Source organism: Halobellus sp. GM3 (genome assembly GCF_052545375.1).
Genome location: NZ_JBQWLT010000002.1, coordinates 308,617 through 324,584 on the forward strand (window position 1 = coordinate 308,617; position 15,968 = coordinate 324,584).

At 67.8% G+C, this 15,968-nt stretch carries 16 protein-coding genes and 1 tRNA gene; 10 read left to right on the forward strand and 7 right to left on the reverse strand.

Going from position 1 to position 15,968, the window contains the following annotated elements; translation table 11 throughout:
• Window position 1: 1 nt before the first annotated feature.
• The 3 genes from ACT3HL_RS04315 to ACT3HL_RS04325 form a co-directional block, all read right to left on the reverse strand.
• On the reverse strand, window positions 2-1,282 hold the full coding sequence (locus ACT3HL_RS04315) for an RNA-guided endonuclease TnpB family protein (protein WP_445085579.1): 1,281 nt from the start codon (window positions 1,280-1,282) through the stop codon (window positions 2-4).
• A complete protein-coding gene (locus ACT3HL_RS04320; RefSeq protein WP_445085580.1) occupies window positions 1,283-1,405 on the reverse strand; it encodes a hypothetical protein in 123 nt (40 codons plus the stop codon).
• 323 nt (window positions 1,406-1,728) lie between these two features.
• Complete coding sequence (locus ACT3HL_RS04325) at window positions 1,729-1,941, reverse strand: hypothetical protein (protein WP_445085581.1); 213 nt, start codon at window positions 1,939-1,941, stop codon at window positions 1,729-1,731.
• Window positions 1,942-2,133: 192 nt separating this feature from the next.
• Here ACT3HL_RS04325 and ACT3HL_RS04330 point away from each other — a divergent pair, with 192 nt between their 5' ends.
• Window positions 2,134-3,309: a YchF-related putative GTPase gene (locus ACT3HL_RS04330; protein ID WP_445085582.1), complete on the forward strand. Its 1,176-nt coding sequence runs from the start codon at window positions 2,134-2,136 to the stop codon at window positions 3,307-3,309.
• 21 nt (window positions 3,310-3,330) lie between these two features.
• Here the strand turns inward: ACT3HL_RS04330 and ACT3HL_RS04335 are convergent, their stop codons facing one another.
• The gene (locus tag ACT3HL_RS04335) at window positions 3,331-4,452 is read right to left on the reverse strand and encodes an aminotransferase class I/II-fold pyridoxal phosphate-dependent enzyme (RefSeq protein ID WP_445085583.1); all 1,122 of its coding nucleotides are present in this window, start codon (window positions 4,450-4,452) and stop codon (window positions 3,331-3,333) included.
• 234 nt (window positions 4,453-4,686) lie between these two features.
• Here ACT3HL_RS04335 and ACT3HL_RS04340 point away from each other — a divergent pair, with 234 nt between their 5' ends.
• The 6 genes from ACT3HL_RS04340 (at window position 4,687) to ACT3HL_RS04365 (ending at window position 8,782) form a co-directional block, all read left to right on the forward strand.
• Window positions 4,687-5,760: an ABC transporter substrate-binding protein gene (locus ACT3HL_RS04340; protein ID WP_445085584.1), complete on the forward strand. Its 1,074-nt coding sequence runs from the start codon at window positions 4,687-4,689 to the stop codon at window positions 5,758-5,760.
• Window positions 5,757-6,674 carry an ABC transporter permease subunit gene (locus tag ACT3HL_RS04345; protein WP_445085585.1) on the forward strand — a complete coding sequence of 306 codons (918 nt, stop codon included), beginning with the start codon at window positions 5,757-5,759 and terminating at the stop codon, window positions 6,672-6,674. The genes ACT3HL_RS04340 and ACT3HL_RS04345 overlap by 4 nt, the downstream gene beginning before the upstream one ends.
• Window positions 6,662-7,483 (forward strand): ATP-binding cassette domain-containing protein, encoded by an 822-nt coding sequence (locus tag ACT3HL_RS04350; RefSeq protein WP_445085586.1) that lies wholly within the window; start codon window positions 6,662-6,664, stop codon window positions 7,481-7,483. The genes ACT3HL_RS04345 and ACT3HL_RS04350 overlap by 13 nt, the downstream gene beginning before the upstream one ends.
• Window positions 7,484-7,579: 96 nt before the next feature.
• Complete coding sequence (locus ACT3HL_RS04355) at window positions 7,580-8,278, forward strand: SDR family NAD(P)-dependent oxidoreductase (RefSeq protein ID WP_445085790.1); 699 nt, start codon at window positions 7,580-7,582, stop codon at window positions 8,276-8,278.
• 78 nt (window positions 8,279-8,356) lie between these two features.
• Entirely contained in the window at window positions 8,357-8,611 is a 255-nt protein-coding gene (locus ACT3HL_RS04360) for a hypothetical protein (protein WP_445085587.1), read from the forward strand.
• An 87-nt stretch (window positions 8,612-8,698) separates the two neighbouring features.
• A tRNA-Leu gene (locus ACT3HL_RS04365) sits at window positions 8,699-8,782 on the forward strand.
• A 26-nt stretch (window positions 8,783-8,808) separates the two neighbouring features.
• Here ACT3HL_RS04365 and ACT3HL_RS04370 read toward each other — a convergent pair.
• Together ACT3HL_RS04370 and gpmI are read right to left on the reverse strand one after the other, a co-directional pair.
• Entirely contained in the window at window positions 8,809-10,197 is a 1,389-nt protein-coding gene (locus ACT3HL_RS04370; protein WP_445085588.1) for an MATE family efflux transporter, read from the reverse strand.
• A 128-nt stretch (window positions 10,198-10,325) separates the two neighbouring features.
• On the reverse strand, window positions 10,326-11,858 hold the full coding sequence (gpmI, locus tag ACT3HL_RS04375) for a 2,3-bisphosphoglycerate-independent phosphoglycerate mutase (RefSeq protein ID WP_445085589.1): 1,533 nt from the start codon (window positions 11,856-11,858) through the stop codon (window positions 10,326-10,328).
• Between the two features lie 159 nt (window positions 11,859-12,017).
• Here gpmI and ACT3HL_RS04380 point away from each other — a divergent pair, with 159 nt between their 5' ends.
• Together ACT3HL_RS04380 and ACT3HL_RS04385 are read left to right on the forward strand one after the other, a co-directional pair.
• Complete coding sequence (locus ACT3HL_RS04380; protein WP_445085590.1) at window positions 12,018-12,788, forward strand: DUF1405 domain-containing protein; 771 nt, start codon at window positions 12,018-12,020, stop codon at window positions 12,786-12,788.
• Between the two features lie 331 nt (window positions 12,789-13,119).
• The gene (locus ACT3HL_RS04385; protein ID WP_445085591.1) at window positions 13,120-13,998 is read left to right on the forward strand and encodes a metalloregulator ArsR/SmtB family transcription factor; all 879 of its coding nucleotides are present in this window, start codon (window positions 13,120-13,122) and stop codon (window positions 13,996-13,998) included.
• Between the two features lie 50 nt (window positions 13,999-14,048).
• Here ACT3HL_RS04385 and ACT3HL_RS04390 read toward each other — a convergent pair whose 3' ends face one another.
• Window positions 14,049-14,549 (reverse strand): hypothetical protein, encoded by a 501-nt coding sequence (locus ACT3HL_RS04390; protein ID WP_445085592.1) that lies wholly within the window; start codon window positions 14,547-14,549, stop codon window positions 14,049-14,051.
• 140 nt (window positions 14,550-14,689) lie between these two features.
• Between ACT3HL_RS04390 and gatD the strand changes: the two genes are divergently transcribed.
• Window positions 14,690-15,943, forward strand: a complete 1,254-nt coding sequence (gatD, locus tag ACT3HL_RS04395; RefSeq protein ID WP_445085593.1) for a Glu-tRNA(Gln) amidotransferase subunit GatD — start codon at window positions 14,690-14,692, stop codon at window positions 15,941-15,943.
• Window positions 15,944-15,968: the final 25 nt, after the last annotated feature.

A 15,968-nucleotide genomic window follows, 5' to 3' on the forward strand; every position in this document is an offset into this window, starting at 1 on the left:
CCTACCGCTCGCCTGACGGCTCGCGCTTGAGGGTGGGACTTCCTGTTTCTACGACGCGCTTTGCGGATACCGAGGTATCCACAGGGAGCGCAGTCTCCACAGGCGTTAACGAATCGCTGCGCGATTCGTTCGCACACCAGAAATCTTCGATTTCTGGGGACGTTGATTCGGAGCGTCCCGCTCCTAACCGCTTCCTGATACCGCGAGAAAGGATGTTCCACGCCGCATTCGCGTCTCTATCCGCCTCGAACCCGCAGGCAGGACAGGAGTGTTCGCGCACCCACAGCGGTTTCTCCGTCGAGACGCCGCACGACGCACACTCCTTGGTCGTCCCTCTCGGGTCTACGGCGACGAAGTGCGTTCCTTCGCGTTCGCACTTGTATTCGAGCATCCGAAGGAACGTTCCCCACGCCGCTCCCGCCCGGTTCCGCGAGTTGCCCGGCAGTTCGACCAAGCCCTTCGCGTCGAGGTCTTCGACCGCCACGAGGTCGTATTCTCGGGCGTAGTGGTTCGAGAGTTTGTGAAGGAAGTCGCGCCGCTTGTTCTTCAACTCGGCGTGACGTTCGGCCACGACCTTCCGCTGTTCTTCCCAATTTGCGGACCCGTGCTGTTTCCGAGAGAGGTCGCGCTGGGCGCGTTCCAACCGCTCGCGTTCGTCCGAGAGGTCGAGTGATTCGACGGCTGTTCCGTCCGTGTCGTGAGCGTACTTGCAAATCCCTACATCGATGCCGACGCACGTCTCCGGATTATCCGGTTTCTCCGGTGGGTCGTCCGGGGTTTCGACACCGAGAATAGCGTACCACTTGCCGGTGGGTTCTTGCTTGACGGTGACGGTCTTGATTTCGGTGTCGTCGGGAAGGTCGCGGTGGAAGCTGATGGGGATTTCTCCGAGTTTCGAGAGCCACAGTCGCGTCCGACCGCTCGTGTTTTTGAGCTTGAAGCCGGATTGACTGTAGGTGAAACTGCGGTATTCGCCCGGTGCCTTCCAGTTGAGTGTGCCGACGCGGTAGCCGTTCTCTTTTCGACTGTGTAGCGTCGAGAGGTTGTCGTACAACCGCTGAACGACCTTCTGTAGTACCTTCGAGTGGACGCATTTCAGGTCGTTCCACCACTTCTTGAGACTCGGCAGGAGTTTCTGTTCGGAGTACGCTGACGTGTTGTCGGTGCGGTTGAGTCGGTGGAGGAAGTGGTTGTAGACTTGTCTACAGGTATCGACAGTCCACGCTAATTGCTCTTTGAGAGCGTCGGACGGTCGGAGTCGATACCTGTAGTTGTAGTTCATCTACGAGCGTTCTTCGATGAGTTCGTCAAGTTTCTCTTGGACGAAAGAGGACAGGCTCAGGTGATTCTCCTGAATCCACTCCTCTTGGTCGTCACGGATAGAGATTGTCTTGCGTGTTGACACACCATAATTTATGTAAAGTACGTATTAGACAGTTGCGATTGCGTAGGCCTGTGGGCCGAGCGGCGAACGTGGTTGAGGACTGTGCGGCGTTCACGAGAGCAAAGCTCTCGTGTGCAGACGAGACGCTCTGCGTCTCGTCAACGCTGTATCCCCTCCCTACTCACTCGCTTCGCTCGGTCGTTGAGGAAGGGGCCTTAGCGCCTACTTTCAGGTAAGCGGCCGCCTCCTGTACTGGAATTTTCCACTCCGTCGCGGACAGACCGGGCTCACGCGAGGTGGACGGGCGGGTCACGACGAATCCGGACCGAGATGCCGTGGAGATATCAGCGCCCGGCCTCGGTGGTCGTCTCGGTGTATTCTTCGGCCGTCGGGTCGTTGCCGTAGTACAGCGCAACCGCTCCGATGCCCGCGATCAGGGCGACGATTCCAGTCCAGACCGATGAGTACGGCCACAGGCCGGTGGCGAAGATGTCGATCGCCCACAACCCGGCCAGTACGACGAATCCCGCCGCTGAGAACCGTCCGAACCAACCCATTGTATGTGCTGCCATTGGAGACGGTAGTAGAGGCCACCGAGGGGTAACCTCGTTCCTTGCGACTGTCTGGTCCTTTCTTTGTCCCGGCCGTTCGACCGTGACGGCGCTCCGAGAACCGATGTCCGAGGCCCTTCGACACGGGTGACTCGTCCAGACGGAAACCTACTTCCCGCCGTCGGCCGTCTCGCCGGTATGCTCTCGGTAGCGCTCGCCGGCAAGCCCAACGCGGGCAAATCTACGTTCTACAAGGCCGCGACCATGGCCGACGTCGACGTCGGCAACTACCCGTTCACGACGATCGATCCCAACCGCGGCGTGACCCACGCCCGGACGCGCTGTCCCTGCCGCGACCGCGAGGAGCGCTGCGGCAACTGCGAGGACGGCGTCCGCTACGTCCCCGTGGAACTGCTCGACGTCGCCGGTCTCGTCCCCGGCGCGCACGAGGGGCGCGGCCTCGGCAACCAGTTTTTGGACGCGCTCACCGACGCCGACGTCATCCTCGCGGTCGTCGACGCCTCCGGCGGCACCGACGCGGAAGGCGAGCCGGTCGAGGTCGGCACCTACGACCCCGTCGAGGAGGCCGACTTCGTCGAGGCGGAACTCGAACAGTGGCTCGTCGGCATCATCGAGCGGAACTGGGAGTCGGTCGTCCGCAAGTCGCGCTCGCCGGAGTTCGACATCGACGCGGCCTTGACGGAAATGCTGACGGGCTTCGGCGCGACCGAGTACGACGTCGCGGCGTCGCTCCGGGCGCTCGAGTACCCCGAGGACCCCCAGCAGTGGACCGACGAGCACCGCGAGACGCTGGCACGGGACGTCCGCGAGCGGACGAAACCGATCGTCCTCGTCGCCAACAAGGCGGACGTCGCCCCGCCGGAGAACCTCGAACGCCTGCGGGAGTCCGACAAGCCCGTGATCCCCGCGACCGCGGACGGCGAACTCGCGCTGCGCTCGGCGGCCGAGGCCGGCGTCGTCGAGTACCTGCCGGGCGACGAGGACTTCGAGGTCGTCGGCGACGTCTCCGACGCGCAGCGGCAGGGACTGGAAACGATCCGGGAGGTGATGGACGAGTACGGCGGCACCGGGGTCCAAGAAGCGCTCAACACCGCCGTTTACGACGTGCTTGATATGGTGACCGCCTACCCCGTCCAGAACGAGTCGAAGTGGACTGACGGGACCGGCGAGACGCTGCCGGACGCGTTTCTGCTCCCCCGCGGTTCGACCCCCAGCGACCTCGCGTACGCGGTCCACTCGGACATCGGCGAGGGCTACCTCCACGCGGTCGACGCCCGCTCGAAGCGCCGGATCGCCGAGGACTACGAACTGGAGGAGGGCGACGTCGTGAAGATCGTGAGTACGGCGAGCTAGCGCCGGTTTTCCGGGTCGCGACTACGCGACTGCGTCGTAGGCCGCTCCCATGATCTCCAGTGCCTCCCGCAGCGACTCCTCGTCTGTGGCGTACGACAGCCGCGCGTAGCCCCGGCCGTGCTCGCCGAAGGCCTCGCCGGGAACGACGACGACGCCGCGGTCCAGACACTCGTCGACGAAGCCCTCGGGGACCTTCGGCATACAGTAGAACGCGCCGCCGGGGGTCGGCACGTCGAGGCCGATGTCGGTGAGGCCCTCGACGATCAGGTCGCGTCTGCGCTCGAAGGACGCGGTCATCTCGTCGACCTGGTCCTGCGGTCCGGTGAGGGCGGCCTCGGCGGCGAACTGCGACGGCGCTGAGGCGCAGGCTTGGGCGTACTGGTGAACGCGGAGCATCCGCTCGATCCGGGGCGTCGCGGCCGTGACCCAGCCGAGCCGCCAGCCCGTCATCGAGTACAGCTTCGACGCGGAGTTGACGACGACGACGTTGTCGCTCTCTGCGAACTCGATCGGCGAGCGGAACTCGCCGTCGAAGACGGTGTACTCGTACACTTCGTCCGAGATGCAGAGCACGTCGTGCTCGTCGGCGACGCGGGCGAACTCGCGCACGTCTTCGGGCGGGGAGACCGCGCCGGTCGGGTTGCCCGGACTATTGACGACGAACGCGGCGGTGTCCTCGGTGATCGCGTCCTCGACCGCCGCGGGATCGAGCGTCAGGTCCTCCCGCAGCGGGACGGGAACGGGCGTCCCGCCGGTGAGTCGCGTGAGCGCGTCGTAGGAGACGAAGCCCGGGTCCGGGATCAGTACCTCGTCGCCGGGGTCGACGTGCGCCTCGAGGGCGATGTGCAGCGCCTCCGACCCGCCGGCGGTGGCGATCACGTCGCCGGGGTCGACGTCGACGCCCTGATCGCGGGCGTGCTTGTCGGCGATCGCCTCCCGCAGCGGCTCCATCCCCTTGTTTTCGGTGTAGCCGTCGGCGAGCCCCTCGCGGATGGCCTCGGCGGCCGCCTCGCGGGCGTGCGCCGGCGCGGAGAAGTCGGGCTGTCCCAGCCCGAGATTGATCGCGTCCTCGCTCGCCGCCTCGAACACCTCGCGGATGCCGCTGATCGACACCTGCTCGACTCGCTCGGAGAAGTGCGTCATACGCGTGCTCGCGTCGGCCACCGAATTAGGTCTTGCTTCCTCGACCGAGCGCTGAGGTAGATAGAGGTAATATTTTCCTACATCTCCGACACCGTCGGTCTGCCTCGGGCCAATGATACGACGATGCAATGACGATCGAACCCGCCGATATCGGTCCCACCGAGCGTCGAGCGTGTCCGCGACGTTCGCCGCGTGCACGTTCTAAATATATAACGGGCTCCTACGGAGTGGTAGATGACGACCGATTCGACGAGCGATCGACCCGCAGTCTCGCGACGGCGCTTCCTGCGAACGACTGCCGCCGCCTCGGCGGCAGGGCTCGCGGCCGTCGCCGGCTGTTCCGGAGCGACCGGGGGCGGAAGCGGCGGCCTCGACGAGATTCGCGTGGCGTATATGCCGATCTATCCGGATATGCAGTACTTCGTTATGCAGGAGGAGGGGTACTTCGAGGAGCTGTCGGCGACGGTCGAGGGCGAGGTGTTCTCCGACGGGCCGAGCATCGTCCAAGCGTCCGCGACCGGGGACTTCGACGTGATGCTCTTCGGGATCGTCCCCGCGATGGTGGTGATGGACAAGGATATCCCCGCGAAGATCACTGCGGCCAACATCCAGAACGCGATGCAGGTCCTCGCGCACGACGACTTTGCGGCGGTCTGGGCGGACGCGGAGTCCGGGGCGGACGCCTTCGCCCGGTTCGAGGAACAGCGCGGCCGGAAGTTCACTTTCGGGACGTTCCCGCCCGGCTCGGTGCCGGACATTCTGCTCCGCTACTGGCTCTCGGAGACCGTCGGTGTCGACCCCGACTCCGACGTGAACATCACCGCCCTCGGCGGCGCCGGACCGGTCAGACAGGCGCTTCTCGCCGGTGAGATCGACGGCACGTCGATTATGGAGCCGGTGCCGACGGTCATCGAGATGCGGGGCGCCCCGTACCAGTCAATCGCGTGGGCCGGCGACTTCATGCCGGGCCAGCCCGCAGCCGTCACGCTGATGCACGACCGCCTCCGCGAGGACAACCCCGAGCAGGCCGTCGCGTTCGTCGAGCAGCACCAGCGCGCGACGACGTTCGCCAACGAGAATCCCGACGGGGCCGCACGGCACGCCAGCACCGTCATCGGCGAGTCCTCGCTGCCGGTCGAGACGGCCCGGCGCGCGATGGACTCGCCCGCTTCGGATTTCATCACCGATCCGCACCGGATCGAAGACGGCGCGCAGGTCTTCTCGGAGTACGCCGCCGAGGCCGGACGGATCGACGAGGCGCTCTCGAACGAGGAGCTGTTCGACTTCGGGGTGTACGACTCGATATGAGCCTCGAGACCGGATCGGCGTCGCCCGCGGCGTCACCCGAGGTGCCGGAGTCGGGAGACCCGGCTGCGGGGACGGACACCGGTGGCGACACGGATCCGCGGCCTGCCGGACCGGTCTCCGACCTCGACGTCGACGGCCTGCTGTACGGCGCCGTCGGATCCGCGGTCTTCCTCGCGGTCTGGCAGGCGGCAGCGCTCGCCGTCGGGCGGACGTACCTGCTCCCGTCTCCCGTCGAAGTCGCGACCGCGTTCGCCGTCGAACTCACCGCGCCGACGACGTTCACGATCCCGTTCGTCGGCGTCTCCCTACCGGTGACGCGACTCGTCGCGAACCTCCTCCAGAGCCTGCTGCACTACTTCCCCGGACTCGTCGTCGGGAGCGTCCTCGGCATCGCACTCGGCGTCGCGATGGGCTGGAGCGGCCGCCTCGACGACGCCCTGACGCCGGTCACGCGGTTTCTCCGGCCGATCCCGCCGCTGGCGTGGATCGTCTTCGCGATCGTCTGGATCGGCATCGGTCACGGCGGCGCGGCGTTCATCGTCGGCATCGGCGCGTTCTGGATCAACTTCTACAACGCGTATGCGGGCGTCGAGGGCGTCTCGACGCACCTCAAGGAGGTGGCGTCGACCCTCGGCGTCGACGACGACCTGACGATGATCCGCAAGGTGGTCCTGCCGGCGGCGACGCCGTCGATCGCCACCGGCGTCCGGACGAGCATCGGGCAGTGCTGGATGATCGTCGTCGCGGCCGAACTGTTCGGCGCGCCCGGCGTCGGCTTCCAGATCATCAACGCGGCGCAGAACCTCGCGACCGACGTGAGCGTGGCGTACATGGCGGTCATCAGCCTCGTCTTCCTCGTGAGCGACGGCGGGTTCCGCCGGGTCGAACGGAGGGTGCTGGCGTGGCGGGACTGAACCGCTCCGGGGCGGCGACGGACGCGGACACCGGCGCCGGATCGACCGAGTCGGGGCCGACCGCGACGTCGAAGGTCGTCGTCGACGGCGTGAACAAGGTCTTCGAGTCGAAGCGCCAGCGGGTCGAGGCGCTCTCAGACGTGAACTTCGCCGTCTCCGAGGGCGAGTTCGTCTGTCTCGTCGGCCCCTCCGGCTGCGGTAAGACGACGCTCTTCCGGATGATCGCCGGTCTCGAGGCGCCGTCCGCCGGCGAGATCCGCCTCGACGGCGAGCGGGTCACCGGTCCGGGGACGGACAGGGGGATGATCTTTCAGGAGTACGGGCTGTTCCCCTGGCGGACCGTCCGCGACAACGTCGCCTTCGGGCTCGAAGAACAGGGCATCGACGACCCCGAACGGAGCCGGCGCGTCGAGGAGATGCTGGCACTGGTCGGCCTCTCGGAGTTCGCCGGCGCCTACCCGAAGGAGCTCTCCGGGGGGATGAAACAGCGCGTCGGCATCGCCCGCGCGCTCGCGGTCGATCCGGAGATCCTGCTCGCCGACGAGCCGTTCGGCAGCGTTGACGCACAGACCCGCGATATGCTTCACGAAGAGCTGCTCGGGATCTGGGCAGAGACGGGCAAGACGGTGCTTTTCGTCACCCACGACGTCGAGGAGGCGGTAACGCTCGCGGACCGCGTGGTCGTGATGGCCGCCGATCCGGGCCGCGTCCGAGACGTGATCGACGTGTCCCTCGACCGCCCGCGCGAGCGCACGGCCCCGGCCTTCGGTGAGCGCGTCGAGCAGATCCGCGGGCTGATCGGCGAGTGACGGCGACGGAGCGAAGCACGACGCTGAGATGCCCGGCGAGAGGCGGAATCCCCTTTTACGCCCGGCCCGTGCCTCCGCACGATGCCCGAAGACACGCTGGCGCCGGAGCTGTACGACTCGCTGGAGGGACAGGTCGCGCTCGTCACCGGGGCGAACCGCGGGCTGGGGAGACAGATCGCCGCGAACCTCTGCGATCTCGGGGCGACCGTCTTCGCCGCCACGCGCTCTGTGCGCCACGACGTCCCCGACGAGTGGGAACACCTGCTCGTCGACGTGACCCAAGAGGGCGAGATCTCCGACGCCGCAGACGAGATATTCCAGTCTGCGGGCCGGCTGGATATCGTCGTCAACAACGCCGCAATCGCGGAGTTCGACGCCGACATCGTCTCGGAGTCGGTGGACGCGATCGATCGCACGCTCGCGACGAACCTCCGCGGGCCGATGCTCGTCTGTAAACACACGATCCCGTTACTCCTGCAGAGCGACGGCGGCCGCGTCGTCAACCTCTCGTCGGGGATGGGCGCGCTCTCGGAGGCGCAGACCGGCGGCTCGCCGTCCTACCGGATCTCGAAGACCGGCGTGAACGGCCTCACGGCGTACCTCGACGGCGAGTACGGCGAGGAGGGGCTGCTCGCGAACTCCGTCTCTCCCGGGTGGGTCCGCACCGAGATGGGCGGCGCGGAGGCCGACCGCCCGATCGAAGCGGGCGCGGAGACGCCCACGTGGCTCTGCCGGTTCCGGCCCGGGTCGCCCGCGGGGCACTTCTGGCGCGACCGCGACGTCATCGAGTGGTGAGCCACCGACGTCTCGGGTGTGACCTACGGCCGCGAGCGAGTGGACAGTTCTTTGACGGCCGCGCGCGACGGTTCGAGTATGTCTGAGGACGCAGGACTCCGGGAGGTGCCGGGCGCGCTCGCGGATTACGCTTCGGGCGTCGGCGACGTCGCCGCTCGCGGGCTCGTCGTCGTCGCCGTGCCGCTCGTCTTAGTCGCCCTCCTCGCGCTGTTGGTCGTCGGCGGCGGCGTCGCGCTGGTCGCCGTCGCCGTCGTCGCCCCGGCGGTCGCGGCCGCCGTCGCGCTGGAAGTGCCCTCGAGGCTCCGCGCGCGATTCGGCGGAGCGGGCGAGTAGCTCTCGAAGCGGGGTGGCCGCGTCGACGTCGACGCGGCCGAGAAAAATCGGAGGGTTAAACCTCCGCGAAATCGAAGCCCGGACTGCGCGAGGGTGGCTGAGTTTGGAAAAGGCGGCGGACTCAAGATCCGCTCTCGTAGGAGTCCGTGGGTTCAAATCCCTCCCCTCGCATCCGAATCCGTGAGCGACAGCGAGCGCTAGCTGTCGGCCTCCTCGTCCGCGGCTTCCGCCCGTTCCGCGATCATCCGCGCGGCGAGATCAGTCCAGCCGCCCCAGAGGACGCCCGAACCGACGATGACTGCGCGCGAGACGTACGAGAGCACGATGCCGGCGAAGACGCCCGTGAGCCCGAATCCGAGCGTGATCGCGAACAGGTACGACGCCCCCAAGAGGAACACGTACGAGCCGACCAGCCCGGCGTAAAAGGGCGTTCGCGTGTCGCCGCCGCCCTTGAGCGCGCCCGAGAGCGGGAAGTACACCCCGATGAACACCATGGAGACGGCGAACGCGCGGTTGAATCCGACGGCGTGCGCCACCGTCGCGGCGTCGCGGGTGAAGAGCACGGCCAGCGGTTCGGCGCCGACGAAGAGCAGCGCGCCGGCCGCCCCGAGGACGGAGAGACTGAGCGCGCAGACCGCGCCGGCGACGTAGCGCGCCTCGTCGGGGCGGCCGGCGCCGAGTTCTTGGCCGACGAGGATGCTGGCGACGGTTCTGAACGCGCGGAACAGCGGCGCGGTGAACTGCTGGTAGATGCGGTTGGCGATGTGATAGGCGGCGTTCGCCTCGGTGCCGAAAAGCAGCACGAGCGAGTTGAACGGGAAGTTTGCGAGCTCAGAGCTCAGGCCGCCGGCGATGTCGGGAACGCTCACCGCGAAGAGCTGTCGCGTGATCGTGAGCCCGCGCGGACGGGCGAGCGAGACCGACGTCCGATCACTGAGTATGGCGCCGACGAAGAGCAGCGCCTCGACCGTACGACCAACCGCCGTGGCGATGCCGACGCCGACGATTCCGAGTCGAGGGAGTCCCGCCACGCCGAGTCCCAAGCCGACCGACAGCAGGATGTTGATCGTCGTCGCGCTCCCGTTGACGACCATCGGCGTGAACGTGTCGCCGGTGCCTTGGAGGGAGCGGGCCCCCACGAAGCCGACGATCCGCATCGGTGCGGCCGCGAAGATGATCGCCAAGTACTGGCTTCCCAGTCGCACCACCTCCGATTCGGCCCCGAGCACGCCGATCATAAACTGGCTGAACAGCAGGCCGACAGCGACGAGCGGGACGCCGCAGAGCGCGCCGACGAGAAGCGCCTGCGTGATCGCCCGGTCGCGGCTCACGTCCGATCCGCGGCCGGTCTCCTGACTCGACAGCGCGATCGCGCCGCTGCCGAGTCCCATCCCGATCCTGAGCGGAACGCGCGAGTAGAGGTCAGCGAGGCCGATAGCCGCCACCGCCGCCGGGGAGAAAAAGCCGGTGATTAGGATGTCGACGGTCCGCATCAGCGTGTTGAGCGTCTGCTGAACGGCAACCGGCCAGCCGAGGGAGGCAGTCTGTCTCCAGATCGACCGCAGCCTGTCGTTCAGTCGAACCAAGCGTAGATAGGGATGCGTCGAGAGAGACGAAATAGCTTCTGCAGCCCTCGACGGCGGCGTTCCGCCGATTGGGGATACGCCTCCGTGCACCCCCGACAACGAGCGGACGAACGCGCCCGTGGCAAACGCTACTGTTGGCTTCCCGTCGACTCCAGCAGCGATTCGCCGGTCATCACCGCCGGCTGCTCGACGTGCATCAGTTCGAGCAGCGTGGGGGCGATATCACAGAGCGATCCCCCGCTCCGCACCCGCCGTCCCCCGTCGTCACCCTCGGGCGTCAAGTAGACGAGCGGCACTGGATTCGTCGTGTGCGCGGTGTGCGGTTCCGCCGCCGTACCCATGTCGTCGGCGTTGCCGTGGTCGGCGGTGATGAGGACGTGGCCGCCGGCGCCTCTGATCGCGGCGACGAGCCGTCCGAGCTGTTCGTCGACCGCCTCGACCGCTTCGATAGCCGCCTCGAAGTCGCCCGTGTGGCCGACCATATCTGGGTTCGCGTAGTTGAGGACCAGCGCATCCGGGTCATCCGCCTCGATGCGCTCGATCGCGGTGTCGGTCACCTCGGCGGCGCTCATCGCGGGCTCGAGATCGTACGTGGGGACGTCGGGGCTCTCGACGATCCGGCGGATCTCCCCCTCGAACTCCACCTCTCGGCCGCCGTTGAGGAAGTACGTGACGTGCGCGTACTTCTCGGATTCGGCGATCCGGAGCTGTGTCTTGCCGGCCGACGCGAGCGTCTCCCCGAGCGTGTCGGTCGGTTCCTCGGCCGGGAACGCGACCGGGAGGTCGAACGTCTCGTCGTACGCGGTGAGCGTGACGAGCCGCGTGTTCGGGGGGTCAGTCGCGAAGGGCCACGCGGGGTCGATGTCGGCGAGCATCCGGACGAGCTGGCGCGCGCGGTCCGGGCGGAAGTTGAAGAAGACGACGGCGTCGCCGTCTTCGAGCGCGGGGGCGCCGCTGACGAGCGTTGGCTCCACGAACTCGTCGGTGTCGCCGCGCTCGTACGAGTGGCGGACGGCCTCGACTGCCGACGGCGCCTCGTAGTCGGCCTCGCGGTCGACGATCGCGTCGTAGGCGCGCTTCGTCCGCTCCCAGTTCTCGTCGCGGTCCATCGCGTAGTACCGGCCGGAGACGGTCGCGACGTCGCCGGTGCCGTGTTCGCGGACGACGGATTCGAGCGTTTCGAGGTAGGCTTCGCCGCCGTGGGGGTCGGTGTCGCGGCCGTCGGTGAACGCGTGGGTGACGGCGTCGACGCCGCGGTCGGCGGCGACCTCGATCAGCGCGTGGAGGTGTCCCTGTTCGGAGTGGACGCCGCCGTCGCTGAGCAGTCCCATACAGTGGACGCGGCCGCCCGACGCCTCGGCGTGATCGAAGGCCGAGGCGATGGCGTCGTTCGTCCGGAACGTGCCCTCGGCGATGGCGTCCTCGATACGCGTGTACGCCTGCTTGACGACCCTGCCAGCCCCGATGTTGAGGTGGCCGACCTCGCTGTTTCCCATCTGTCCCTCGGGGAGTCCGACGCGGCGGCCGGAGACGTCAAGCGTGCCGTAAGCGCCGCGATCGACGTACGAGTCGAAGTTCGGAGTCGACGCCGCCTTCACCGCGTCCCGACGGTCGTGGTCCCCGAGACCCCAGCCGTCGAGGATGACGAGCGCTGCCTGCATACTCGAGGCGACGCGAGGGGCGGGGGAATAGGCTTCGCTTCACCGCTTGTGGGGAGCCGCAGGCGACGACGCCGCACCGCTTGTGGGGAGCCGTCGGAGAGGAACCCGCTTCGTCAGGACGCGACACCTTCTTTCGGTTCCCTCCCGTCGATCGATTCGATGGGTGACGAGCGCGAGCGGTCGGAACCCGATCACCCGAGTGGGTCCGACCGATCCGAGACCGAGAGCCCGGTCCGTAGCCGCGGCTGGTGGTCCCGAATTCGACGCCCTGTCCCGGAGCGCTGGGTGCAGTACTACCTCGGCAACGGCGCGAGCCTCGGGTGGCTGCTCGTGGTGGACGCGGCGGCGTTCCTCCTCGGCGTCAGCTTCTACGTTCACTCGGAGCCATCGCTCCGGGACGTGAGCTCGCTTTCGTACCCGCTCTTCGGCGATTCCCCGACGGCGCTGGCGCTCGCGGCGCTCTCGGTGGCGACGCTCCTGCCCAACCTCGGGCGGCGAGTCACCGACGCGCCCTCGAATCGCGTCCTCGCGCTCGTGCACACACTCGCGTTCGTCTGGCTCGTGAAGTACGGCCTCTGGACTGCCGTCGCGCTCAATCTCCGCCCGGATCTCTACGTCGGGTTCACGCCGGCGCTCCTCTATGAGTACTGGGCCATCCTCCTCACGCACCTGCTCTTTCTCCTGCAGGCGGCGCTGATCCCGTACTACGGCGAGACGACCCGCGAGGCCCTGCTGACCGCGCTCGCACTCCTCCTCGTCAACGACGCGTTCGATTACGGACTGGGACTCTACCCGCCGCTCCGGTACGAGGCGGGACCGCTCTTGGCCGGCATCACCGTCGCGCTCACGTTCGTCGCTGTCGGCTACGCGGCGTGGGCGTTCGACCGCTACGACTCGGGAGGCCGCTCTCGACCGAACGCAGACGCGTGACCGGATACAGCGACTCGGCGGGAACTGGTGATCGGATGCAGCGGTGTCTCCGCCGCCCTCGGAGAGCGCAAACGCTGGTGAATGTGGCGAACAGTCGGCACCCGCTCGCGGCGACCTTGTCTCGCCGCGCTCCCCCCGCGCCGGCGTGCCGAGCAACCGCGGCCCGACGCGAGATGGTTTCTACGTCACGGGGGGAGTGCCCCCGTCTCAGGATATAAACGCTCGGTGGCGGTAGAACCGGCGTATCAGCCAGAGATACCGTCTCCGAGTGCGATCACCGTCGAAGCACGGATGCGTCAGCGTCTTACGTCTCGGAGATTTACCTCCGGTTATGGACTCGGCGGTACTGCTGGACCTCCTCGGGAACGAGAACCGGCGTCGCATTCTCCGGCTTCTCGCCCACAAACCCTGTTACGTCACCGAGATCAGCGAGTACCTCGGGGTCAGTCCGAAGGCGGTCATCGACCACCTGCGGCGCCTCGAAGAGGCGGGTCTCGTCGAGAGCCGGACCGACGACCAGCGGCGGAAGTACTTTCATATCGCGCAGAACCTCCGATTGGAAGTGAGCGTCTCGCCCTACCGCTTCGGGGCGAAGAGCGCGTACCCGGCCAGCCAGAGCCTCGATATGCGCGGCTGCTGTCGGTATCTCTCGGTCGACCTGCCGGAGGGCGAGGGCGGCGGAGATAGAGCTGCGGCCGACATCGCGCGTGAGAACGGGCGCGCGAGGGAAAACGGGGAGCGACGGTCCGACAAGAGCGGGGAGCGAACAACGCGCGAGGACCGACCGGAATCAGCGGATCGGCGGACGCGCGAGGACGGGAGTGACGACCCGGCAACGGGGGACCGCGAACACGGCGCCGGCGAGCGCGGCGCTGTCGTCCGCGACGGCGACCGCGAGGCCGACGGCGTCGCCTCGCTCGCGCGGGAGTACGCCTACCTCGAAGAGGTGGAGAGCGAACTCTCGCTGGCGCAGCGGTGGATTCACGGCCGCGTGACCGACGTTCTCGACAGCCTCACAGATCAGATCGGCGCAGAGGCCGACAGCCGCTTCCACGCGGAGGTGCTCGCGGCGCTCGCCCGCGACGCTCGCAGTGCCCGCGACGTGGCTCGCGAACTGAACGCCAGCCCCGAACGCGTCGAGACCGCGCTGGATCGGCTCTCCGAGCGCGGGCTCGTCACCCACGACGGATCGGACTGGCGAATCGTCTGAGCGGTCGGAGCCGAGCCGACGTGACTGCGGCCCGAATAAACGAGCGGTCGCTATCGCACGTCGCGGGTCAGTCCGTCCCGGAGGTCGCGGCCGAAGTAGTATCCCGCGAGCGACGCGAGCGCACCCGCGCCGGTCCCGACGCCGGCGATCGCGATCCCGTAGTCCGCGAGGATCCGCAGCGCGACCGGGGCGAACACGCTCGTGAGCGTCCCGAGGACGAACGCGAGTCCGGCGGCGACGGCGCCCGCGAGCCCGATCTCGAGGTATCGACGCCGCGATCCGACGGCGCCGACGCCGAAGGCGACCACGAACAGGCCGACGAACTGGCCGACCGAGCCCACGAGCGGGATCGAGCCCCCGGCGACGACGCCGACGACGGAGAGCGCGAGCACGAGCAGGAACGACCGGATCGAAAACGTCGGTTTCGACGGGAGGGCGCCTCGAAGCGATCCCCGGCGAGTGGCCTCACCGGCGTCGGTCCGATCGCGCTCCCGTTCGGCGGTCGACGGCGACCCCGCGTCGTCGCGCTCGCGGTCGATCGAGCGTTGCATACCGGAGGGTCGCGCTCGTCAGTCGTGACTCTTGTGCTTGTCCGTGCGGTCGGTGCGGCACTCGCGGACCCGCCGGCACTCGCGGCCCGCCGCGGCGACGAACGAGTGGATTCAAGTCCGCGCGCCAGGTATCGGGAGGTATGAACCCCGGAGACCGCGTCCGCGTCGAGCGCGCGGGCGTCACGAACGAGGGCGTGCTGATGCCCTCCTCGACGCCGGACCACCTCGTCGTCAAACTCGACGGGGGGTACAACGTCGGAATCGCTCGCGAGGACGCCGCCGTCGACGTCGTCGAATCGGGCGCGTACGACGTCGAGTCCGCGCAGTCGGAGTCTGAACCCTCCGAGATCGCCTTCGACGACGACCTTCCGACGGTCTCTTTGATCTCCACCGGCGGCACCATCGCCTCGACGGTCGACTACCGGACGGGAGCCGTAACGGCCCAGTTCGACGCGGAGGACGTGCTCCGCGCCGTGCCGGATCTCGCCGGGCGGGCCAACTACCGCGGCCGGGTCGTCGCGAACATCCTCTCGGAGAACATGACGGCCGACGTCTGGCGCGACCTCGCGGAGGCCGTCGCCGAGGAGATCCGCGCCGGCGCGGACGGCGTCGTCGTCATGCACGGCACCGACACGATGCAGTTCTCGGCCTCCGCGCTGTCGTATATGCTCGAGACGCCCGTCCCGATCGTCTTCACCGGCAGCCAGCGCTCGGCGGACCGCCCCTCCTCGGACAACGTGATGAACGCGGTCTGCGCGGTCGAAGCCGCGAAATCCGACGCCGCGGAGGTGCTGGTCTGTATGCACGCCTCCACGTCCGACGACGCCTGCGCGCTCCACCGCGGCACGCGCGTCCGCAAGAACCACACCTCCCGACGCGACGCCTTCGAGACGGTCGGCGCCGAACCCTTGGGAGAGGTCGACTACGACGCGGAAACCGTCGATTTCCGTCGCGAGTACGTCGAACGCGACGCCGTCGACCTCGACGTTCGGACGGGCCTGAACGAGAGCGTCGACCTGCTGAAGTTCACGCCAGGGATGGATCTCGACCGCTACGCGGAGACGCTTCGAAGTGCCGATCTCGACGGCCTCGTCGTCGAGGGGACCGGCCTCGGTCACGTCCACACCGACCTCATCCCGGTGCTCGGGGAACTGGTCGAACGCGGCGTCGTCGTGGCGATGACGAGCCAGTGTCTCGAGGGCCGCGTCTGCGACCGCGTGTACGACACGGGCCGCGACCTGCTCGACGCCGGGGTCGTCGAGGCCGGCGACACGCTCCCGGGCACGGCGAAAGTGAAGCTGATGTGGGCGCTCGAAAACCGGGACGACCCCGCCGAGGCGATGCGACGCTCGATCGCCGGCGAACTGCAGGAGCGCTCGGTGCCGTGGACCTAACGCCGTGAGTCAGACGGACCGCCAA